The following is an 8,874-nucleotide window of genomic DNA, read 5'->3' on the forward strand; positions in this document are numbered from 1 at the left end:
CGCCAGCGCCCGCGGCCAGGCCACCCCGCCGGCCAGGCTCGCGCCCAGGGCGGCGGCCACGACACGGGTACGGGTGGTGAACCGGGCGAGGGAGATCATGGAGGAAGGGAGTCCGTTCGTCGCGGGCGGGACGGTCCCGGCCCGGCTGTGGCGCTCGGCCGCCGGGCCGGTGCGGCCGGGGACCGGCCGCCTTCCCCATTGGGCCCGCGCGACGTAGCAGGAGGAGAGCGGGAAGGGTGCGGTGCGGTTGCCCGCGGGGCGAAAGGCTCGCCCCGCCTTCCCCGGGCACCCGCCTCTCCCGCGACGTCCGCTCCCGTCCGGCCGACCTTCTCCGGCCGACCTTCTTCGCCGTCCCTCTCCGGCGGCGCCGGCCTCCTCCGCGGCGGTCGTCAGCCGACGCGGAGCACCAGCTTGCCCCGGGTCCGGCCCTCGGCGAGGCGCTTGTGCGCCTCGGCCGCCCGCTCCAGCGGGAAGACCTCCTCGACCTCGATCCGGACCCGGCCGTCGTCGACCAGCTCCGCGATGCGGGCCAGCGCGGAGCCGTCAGGCTCGACGAGGAACGCGCTCGCCCGCAGGCCGCGCTCCTGCGCGCGCCGGGCCAGCTCGGGGGAGACGCCGGAGGGCACCGCGACGAGCAGGCCGCCGGGGACCAGCACGTCCAGGGAGCGCGTGCCGGTGGCCTCGTGATCGTCGCCGATCAGGTCGATGACCACGTCGACGTCCTTGACGGCCTCCTCGAACCGGACCGAGGAGTAGTCGACGAGCTCGTCGGCGCCGAGCCCGCGCAGCCACTCGTGCTTGTCGGCGCGGGCGGTGCCGATCACATGCGCGCCGAGGTGCTTGGCGAACTGGACCGCGAAGTGCCCGACGCCGCCCGCCGCCGCGTGCACGAGCACGCGGTGGCCCGGCCGGACCCCGGCGGCGTCCACGAGGGCCTGCCACGCGGTCAGCGCGGCCAGCGGCGCGGCGGCGGCCTCGTCGTGGCTCACCGAGCGGGGCTTGAGAGCGAACTGCCGGGAGGGGGCGGTCACGTACTCGGCGAAGGCACCGGCCTGGCGGGGGAACCACGGCATGCCGTACACCTCGTCCCCCGGCCGCAGGTTGTGCACCCCGAAGCCGACCTCCTCCACGACCCCGGAGACGTCCCAGCCGAGGACGAAGGGGGGCTCGCCCAGCACCCCGGCGATCCCTCCGCCCGCGCGGTCTTGACGTCGACGGGGTTGATCCCCGCGGACACGACGCGCACCAGGACCTCGGTGGGCAGCGGTTCGGGCCGCGGCAGGTCCACGGTGCGCAGGACCTCGGGACCGCCGAAGGCGTCCTGGCTGACGGCGCGCATGAGCGTCATGTTCTTCTCCTCGCGGAAGGGGGTTGCGACGCCGGCGACGCTATCCTGAAGACCCTAGTAACCATCAAGGGCTTCTACTTTCCTTTGGGAAGCATGCAGCGAGGAGGAGGGTCGGCCATGTCCATGACCTGCACCACGGGCCGTCACGACAAGCACGACGTCTACGCCGCCCAGTGTCCCTGCCGCGGCGTGCTCGATCTGCTGGCGAGCAAGTGGACCGCGCTGGTGATCGGCGCCCTGGAGGAGGGACCGCAGCGCTTCGGCGAGTTGCAGCGCCGGTTGGAGGGCGTCAGCCCCAAGGTCCTCACTCAGACCTTGCGCCGCCTGGAGGAGTCCGGGTTCGTGGACCGCACGGTCTACCCGGCCGTCCCGCTGCACGTGGAGTACGAGCTGACCGACCTGGGCTTCGGCGTCGCCGAACCGCTGGCCGCGCTGCGCGGCTGGGTCGAGCGGAACCTGGACGACATCGGCCGGGCCTGACCTCCGCGACGCCCCGCGCCGTCCGGTTCCGCGGCGGACGCGGACGCGCGGCGGCGTACGGTCTCGGAGGTGGGATCCTGGGCGGATGGAAGAGCCGAGAAGCCGCTGGGCGGAGATCGCGGGCGAGGACGCGGGGGAGCGGTACGCGGCGCGGTTCGCCGAGCTCGCCGCCTCCGGGGCGGACGTGCACGGGGAGGCGCGGTTGTGCGCGGCGCTCGTGCCGCCGGGCGCGCGGGTGCTGGACGCCGGGTGCGGCACGGGCCGGGTGGCGATCCGGCTGGCGGAGCTGGGCTACGAGTGCGCGGGCGCCGACCTGGACGAGTCCATGCTCGAGGTGGCGCGGCGCCTGGCTCCCGGGCTGACCTGGGTGACGGGAGACCTGAGCGCGCTCACCCCGGGCGCCTTCGGTCCGGGAAGGCCCTTCGACCTGGTGGTCGCCGCAGGGAACGTGATCCCGTTGCTGGCGCCGGGGAGCGAGGCGCGGGCCGTACGGCGGCTCGCCGCACTGCTGCGGCCGGGCGGACTGCTGGTGGCCGGGTTCGGGCTGGACACCGCGCACCTGCCGCTGGCCTCGGCCACCGTCGGGCTGGCGGACTACGACGCCTGGTGCGAGGCGGCGGGGCTGGTCCTGGAGCGGCGCATGGCGACGTGGGACGGAGACCCATACGACGGCGGAGGATACGCGGTGAGCGTGCACCGCCGGATTCCAGGCGATACAAGTCCGGAATAGTAGTAATTTCAACCCATGCGACTGGGTGTTCTCGATGTCGGTTCCAATACGGTCCACCTGCTGGTGATGGACGCCCACCGGGGGGCCCGGCCGCTGCCCGCCTACTCCCACAAGGTGGAGCTGCGGCTCTCCGAGCACGTCGAGCGGACGGAGGGCGGCGACCGGCTCTCCGAGGCCGGCGCGGCGCGGCTGCACGGGTTCGTCGAGGAGGCCCTGCGGATCGCCGAGGACAAGGGCGTCGAGGACCTCATGGCGTTCGCCACGTCGGCGGTCAGGGAGGCCGTCAACGGCGACGGCGTGCTGGAGCGGATCAAGGCCGCCACGCAGGTGGACATCCAGGTGCTCTCGGGACAGGAGGAGGCCCGGCTGACGTTCCTGGCCGTGCGGCGGTGGTTCGGCTGGTCCTCGGGGCGGTTGCTGGTGCTGGACATCGGCGGGGGGTCGCTGGAGATCGCGTCAGGGATCGACGAGCAGCCGGACGCGGCGGTCTCGCTTCCGCTGGGCGCGGGCCGGCTGACCCGCGACTGGTTCACCGCCGATCCGCCGCCCGCCGAGGAGGTGCGGGCGCTGCGCCGGTACGTGCGGGCGGAGATCGCCCGATCGGTGGGCGACGTCGCGCGGTACGGCCCGGCCGACCACGCCGTGGCGACGTCCAAGACGTTCAAGCAGCTGGCGCGGATCGCCGGGACCGCGCCCTCGGCCGACGGGGGGAGCGTCCGCAGACCGCTCCGGCACGCGGACCTGACCGGATGGACCGGCCGGCTCGCCGCGATGGACGCGCGGGAGAGGCTGGGGCTTCCCGGGGTGTCGGCGGGACGGGTGCGGCAGCTCCCGGCGGGGGCGATCGTCGCGGACGCCGCGATGGACCTGTTCGGTGTGGCGGAGCTGGAGGTGTGCCCCTGGGCGCTGCGCGAGGGGGTCATCCTGCGGCGCCTGGACGCGCTGCCGGGTTGAGAGGCCGCCGGGCTCGCACTCCGTCCGCCGGGGCCGCGTCCACCGCCGCCGTCTCGTGCCGCCGCCGTCTCGTGCCGGGTCCGTCCCCGGCCACGGGTTGCCCGGAGGGCAGTCCTCCCACACCTGGTCGCGGGAAGGTTTGCTTCCTCTTTGTGAGGTAAGAGCGCAGTGTTATGAACAGCGCACAGGTGGAAGGCGCCGCGCGCAGAGCGGCGAACAGTCGGACGCTGGACAGGCTGGCCCGTCTCGGCATGGCCTGCCGCGGCGTCCTCTACGGATTGATCGGGTTCCTGGCGCTGCAGATCGCCTTCGGCGGCGGCAGCGGCGGCAAGGAGGCCGACAAGACCGGGGCGATCGAGATGGTCCGGGAACAGCCCTTCGGGAACGTGCTGCTCTGGCTGATGGTGGTCGGCTTCGCCGCCCTGACGCTCTGGCAGCTCTCCGAGGCCGTGATCGGCCGGGGCCGGACCAAGGACCGGGCGGAGTCGGCCGGACGCACGGCGGTCTACGCGCTGATCGTCGCCACGCTGCTGGGCCTGCTGCTGCGCGGGGACTCGGGCGGCTCCACCGATCAGCACTCCCAGGACCTCACCGCGCAGGTGATGGAGTGGCCCGGCGGGCGGTTCCTCGTCGGCCTGGTCGGGCTGGGCCTGATCGCACTGGGCGCGTACTGGGTCCACAAGGGCTGGAAGAAGAGGTTCCTGCAGGACCTGCGGACCGGTGAGATGCCCGCCAGGGCCAGGGAACTGGCCGAGAAGCTCGGCACGGCCGGTTACCTCGCCCGGGGCGTGATCGCCGCGATGGCCGGTGTCTTCGTCGTCCAGGCGGCGGTGACCTACGACCCGGACAAGGCGAAGGGGATCGACTCGACGCTCCGTTCGCTGGCCGAGACCCCGGCGGGCCCGTGGCTGCTGGGACTCGTCGCGGTCGGCCTGATCCTGTTCGCGGTCTACTGCTTCTTCGAGGCGCGCTGGCACCGGGTGTGACGGAAGGAGGCACCTGTGGCGGCGGATGCGGGCACGCAGGAGAAGGCCCGCGGAGCAAGCCTGAGCTGACTGTCCGGTAAGCCATCCCATTCCTACTTTTCTGGGACATCGCACCTTCCGGGCCCCGCGTCTTCCCAGAGTCGCGGACAGCATCGGGAGGGCTGTATGGACCTGTCGGAGTACGACGAAGAGTTCGGCGGTGAGGCCGGGGGAGAGCCGGGCGGAGGGATCGGCGGCGAGTGGGTCCTCCGCCTGGCGGGCTCTCCCGAACAGGTGATGCGGGCCCGCCGCCTGGTCTCCGCGACGCTGGGCAGGGACCACCCGCTGCACGACGACTGCGTGCTGCTGACCAGCGAGATCGTCACCAACGCGGTGGTCCACTCCCGATCCGGCAGGGGCGGGGCCTTCATCCTGGGGGTCTCCTGCTCGGCCGCGGGGTCCGGGTGAGCGTCCAGGACGAGGGTTCCTCCTCGGCGCCTGCGTCTGCCACGCTCGCCCGAGGCGACCGGGGGCCGGGGCCTGCCGCTGCTGGAGGCGCTGGCCGACCGGTGGGGCCTGATCCGCCGGTCGGGGGCCAACCAGGTCTGGTTCGAACTGGAGCCGAAGGCGGTCCGGCTGCCCCGGCCCCACCTGGCCGGCGTCAGGTGAGCGCCGCCTGCTGCCCGGCGCGGCACTGAGACGGAAGGCCGGTCCGGGTCTCAGAGGTAGAGGCCGGTGGTGGCGGCGGGGGAGGGCGCGGTCCGTTGCGCGAAGCCGTCCCGCAGGGCGAACAGCTCGGCGAGGGTGGCCCCCTCGGCGGAGACGCCCTCGGCGGTGCCGAGCCAGGCCGCCGCCTCGTCGTGCGGCAGTGCGCCGACCTCCAGCTGGGCCAGGCAGCGGCCCGGGCGGACCACGGCCGGATGGAGACGGGCCAGGTCCTCGTTGGTGGTGATGGCCACCAGCACGTCGCGGCCCTGGCCGAGGAGGCCGTCGGTGAGGTTGAGCAACCGGGACAGGCCCTGCCCCGTGGCCTCCTTGGCGCCGTTCCTGATCAGCTCGTCGCAGTCCTCCAGCACCAGCAGGCGCCACTTCTCGCCGTCCTGCGCGGAGTCCGAGCCGACCGCGACCTCCATCAGGTAGCCGGGCGAGCCGAACAGCCGCTCCGGATCGAGCACGCAGTCCACCTGGCACCACGACCGCCACTCGTGGGCGAGCGTGCGCAGCAGGGTGGTCTTGCCGGTGCCCGGCGGGCCGTGCAGCAGGAGCAGGCGGCCGTGCACCTCACCGGGGCCGAGGGACATCAGCTGGGAGATCGGCTCGTGCAGCGAGCGCGCGTAGTTGCCGCTCACCTCCGCCCACGGCGAGGTGGTGATCGGCTTGCCGGAGCGGCGGCTGCCGTGGTCGCTCTGCCACCAGAACCCCATCTGGACGTGGTCGTCCTCGGGGGCGGGCTCGGTGGCGTCCTTGACGGTCTCCTCGATCACCGAACGGGCGAGCTCCTCGCTGACCGCGGTCACGCTGACCGTGGCCGAACGGCTCTTGTAGCGGATCACCCGCAGTGTCCAGCCCTCACCGGTCACCAGCCGCGAGTCCCGGCCGTCCTCCTCCCCGGCGGCGCGGACGAGGGTCCCGCCGGCGGGCATGAGCGGCGCGTCGGAACGCACGCGCTCCAGGGTCGCGGTGCGGGCCCAGGGCTGCGTCCCGGTGGCGAACGGGGAGAGCGCGAGCGCGTCGATGACGTCCACCGCGGTGTCGCCGTCGTCGAGCCAGATGTTCATGGGCAGCTCCGCCTGCGGCTGCTCCGGGGCGAAACGGACCTCCTTCAACACGGACATGCCGGTAATGATCCCGTCTGCGACCGCGGAGGTCGATGGGTTTTCCGGTGTGCCCGGTAACGGGCCTGTGAGGGAGGGGCGCCGCACGGGCCCGCGCCGGGCCGTACGGCTCCGCGGGGCTCCGTGGCCCGCAGGTCCGCGCGGAGTTCCCGGGTCAGGGGATCCTGGTCAGGTCACCGGTCTGGGTGACGATGCCGAGACCGGGGACGTCCTTCCAGGTGTAGGTGAGCCGCGAGCCCTTCCGGGTGAGCCAGACGGTCCCGGCCACGCAACCGGTGCCCGGTCCCAGCTCGAACGTGAGCATGTCCTCCTCGACGGTCTTCAGCGTGATCCGGCCCTTGCAGCCGTGGGCCGGCTCGGCCCACGCCGCGTCGTCGTCACCGGTCGTCAGCTCGACCTCGATCCTCGTCCATCCCGGGGAGAGCGGGTTGGTCGAGGTGATGCCGTCACCGGCCCCGGCGGCGTGGATCGCGGCCAGGGCCGTGGCGGTGCCGACCACCAGGCGCTCCAGCTCACCGCCGCGCATCGCCCCGCTCCGCCGTACCCGCTGCTCCAGCGACGGGCCGTCCACGAACTCGCTCACCACGTACGGCCTGGGCCCGTCCACGGACGCGTCCAGTACCCGCGCCGTGCAGAAGGGCGCGACGCTCTCCAGCGCCGACAGCTCCCGTTCCAGCCGGGCCCGCGACGTGGCGTCCCCGCGGAACAGCAGCTTGACCGCGACGGGCTCGCCGCCGGGCGTGTGCGCCAGGTAGACGACGCCCTGCCCGCCCTCGCCGAGCCGTCCGGCCAGCAGGTACTCGCCGAGGCGGACCGGGTCGTCGGGGGTCAGGGGGGTTGCGGCCATGCGGGCAAGGTAACCGATACCCGCCCGATACGGGTACGGTTCGCGCCGGTATGGGCGGCCGTCCATCCGGTCGTCCCAGGATCTGTGCCGCCGTGCCACGGTCCATGCCCGCGGGACACGCCGGGCGGGACGTTTGGGGATGCTCCTCCAGGAAAGGGAGCCGGGGTTTTCCCGTCCGGAGACGCGCCGGGCCGGCGCTCGATCGGGGGCCGATCGGTGAACCGCCCCGTATCGCGCCGCACGACCCGTTACGCTCCGGTCATTCCCCCGACAATCGAATCCCCCTGGAGAGATTCCGTGGCCATCGACCTCGTCACCAGGCGCGAATGGGGTGCTCGCCAACCGCGCGGTTCGTACACGCAGATCAGCTCCACCAGGGGCGTGAAGGTCCACTACACGGGCGGCAGGGTGGACCCCGGGATCGCCAACGACCACACGCGCTGTGTGACCCTGGTGAAATCCATCCAGAACAGTCATATGGATGGAAACGGCTGGATGGACATAGGCTACTCATTAGTGGTCTGTCCACATCGAAAGGTGTTCGAGGGGCGGGGGCCCAAGCGCCTGCCCGCGGCGAACGGCTCCGGGCTGAACAGCGGCCACTACGCCGTGCTCGGCCTGGTCGGCTCCTCCGGCCTGGTCCAGCCCACCGACAACATCCTGCACGGCATCCTCGACGCGATCGAGTACCTCCGGGAGCGCGGCGGCGCGGGCCGGGAGATCAAGGGCCACCGCGACGGCTACGCGACCTCCTGCCCCGGCGAGCCGCTCTACGCCTGGGTGCGGCTCGGCGCCCCCCGGCCCGGCGGCGCCCCCGACCCGCCCGAGCCGCACCCGTCGTTCCCCGGCCGGACGCTGAGGTACCCGCCGGTCATGGCCGGTGAGGACGTTCGCGCCTGGCAGCAGCAGATGCGCAAGCGCGGCTGGGGCATCGAGGTCGACGGCCTGTACGGCGCGCAGTCGCGGGAGGTGTGCCGGGCCTTCCAGGAGGAGAAGGACCTGACCGTCACCGGCGCGGTCGACCGCCTCACCTGGAACGCGACCTGGCAGGAACCGATCACCTGACCGCCACCCCGACCCGGAGGAGGCCGTCGACGTCCTGGTGACCTTCTCCCGGGGCTGTCTGCGGCTGCTCGGGCCGCCGCGCCGGCCGTTCAATGGGATCTAGGGGCGGTGCCCCGGCGGGCGAACGCATACTATCCCCTGCATGACCGTCCCACCTGAGGAGCTCCGGCCGGCCCTGCGGCCGGCGGCGGACTTCCCGCCGCCCACCCGCGACGAGTGGCGGGAGCTGGCGCTCGGGGTCCTGCGCAAGTCGGGGGTGGAGGCCTCCTCCCCGGAGGAGGCGCTGGCCTCGACGACCTACGACGGCGTGACCGTCGCGCCCCTGTACGACGCCGCCGACCTGCCCGGCGACCCCGGCCTGCCGGGAGCCGCCCCCTATCTGCGGGCGCGCGCCCGGTGCGCGGCGGCTGGGACGTCCGGCAGCGGCACGAGGCCGCCGACCCCGAGGCGGTCCTCGCCGACCTGGAGAACGGCGTCACCTCCCTCTGGCTCGCCCTGGCGCCCGAGGACCTGCCGCGGGTGCTGGAGCGGGTCCACCTGGAGCTGATCTCGGTCGTCCTGGAGGCGGGGGAGCGGACCGGTGAGGCGGCCGGGGCGCTGCTGGCGATCGCGGCGCGGCGGGCGGAGCCGGCGGGTTCCGGAGCCGCCGG

The 8,874-nt window shown here is 73.5% G+C and carries 10 protein-coding genes; 7 read left to right on the forward strand and 3 right to left on the reverse strand.

All coding sequences use genetic code 11. From position 1 onward, the window contains the following. Positions 1-389: 389 nt before the first annotated feature. Positions 390-1,178: an NADP-dependent oxidoreductase gene (locus tag ACWJ6R_RS24010; protein WP_449064398.1), complete on the reverse strand. Its 789-nt coding sequence runs from the start codon at positions 1,176-1,178 to the stop codon at positions 390-392. Positions 1,179-1,465: 287 nt separating this feature from the next. Here ACWJ6R_RS24010 and ACWJ6R_RS24015 point away from each other — a divergent pair, with 287 nt between their 5' ends. The 5 genes from ACWJ6R_RS24015 (at position 1,466) to ACWJ6R_RS24035 (ending at position 4,945) form a co-directional block, all read left to right on the forward strand. Next, positions 1,466-1,828: a winged helix-turn-helix transcriptional regulator gene (locus tag ACWJ6R_RS24015; RefSeq protein WP_449064399.1), complete on the forward strand. Its 363-nt coding sequence runs from the start codon at positions 1,466-1,468 to the stop codon at positions 1,826-1,828. Between the two features lie 85 nt (positions 1,829-1,913). Next, positions 1,914-2,558 carry a class I SAM-dependent methyltransferase gene (locus ACWJ6R_RS24020; RefSeq protein ID WP_449064400.1) on the forward strand — a complete coding sequence of 215 codons (645 nt, stop codon included), beginning with the start codon at positions 1,914-1,916 and terminating at the stop codon, positions 2,556-2,558. 15 nt (positions 2,559-2,573) lie between these two features. Then, positions 2,574-3,512, forward strand: coding sequence for a Ppx/GppA phosphatase family protein (locus ACWJ6R_RS24025; protein WP_449064401.1), 939 nt, complete (start codon positions 2,574-2,576; stop codon positions 3,510-3,512). A 173-nt stretch (positions 3,513-3,685) separates the two neighbouring features. Then, complete coding sequence (locus ACWJ6R_RS24030) at positions 3,686-4,498, forward strand: DUF1206 domain-containing protein (protein WP_449064402.1); 813 nt, start codon at positions 3,686-3,688, stop codon at positions 4,496-4,498. A 165-nt stretch (positions 4,499-4,663) separates the two neighbouring features. Beyond that, entirely contained in the window at positions 4,664-4,945 is a 282-nt protein-coding gene (locus ACWJ6R_RS24035; protein ID WP_449064403.1) for a hypothetical protein, read from the forward strand. Positions 4,946-5,196: 251 nt separating this feature from the next. On the opposite strand, the gene ACWJ6R_RS24040 is transcribed toward ACWJ6R_RS24035, so the two are convergent. Both ACWJ6R_RS24040 and ACWJ6R_RS24045 read right to left on the reverse strand, forming a co-directional pair. After that, positions 5,197-6,312: a DUF5925 domain-containing protein gene (locus ACWJ6R_RS24040; protein ID WP_449064404.1), complete on the reverse strand. Its 1,116-nt coding sequence runs from the start codon at positions 6,310-6,312 to the stop codon at positions 5,197-5,199. Between the two features lie 154 nt (positions 6,313-6,466). Then, entirely contained in the window at positions 6,467-7,159 is a 693-nt protein-coding gene (locus ACWJ6R_RS24045) for a protein kinase domain-containing protein (RefSeq protein WP_449064405.1), read from the reverse strand. Positions 7,160-7,456: 297 nt separating this feature from the next. Between ACWJ6R_RS24045 and ACWJ6R_RS24050 the strand changes: the two genes are divergently transcribed. Next, positions 7,457-8,224, forward strand: coding sequence for a peptidoglycan recognition protein family protein (locus tag ACWJ6R_RS24050; protein WP_449064406.1), 768 nt, complete (start codon positions 7,457-7,459; stop codon positions 8,222-8,224). Between the two features lie 142 nt (positions 8,225-8,366). After that, entirely contained in the window at positions 8,367-8,771 is a 405-nt protein-coding gene (locus tag ACWJ6R_RS24055; RefSeq protein WP_449064407.1) for a hypothetical protein, read from the forward strand. The last annotated feature ends 103 nt before the right edge of the window (positions 8,772-8,874 follow it).

This window comes from Planomonospora algeriensis (assembly GCF_977012225.1).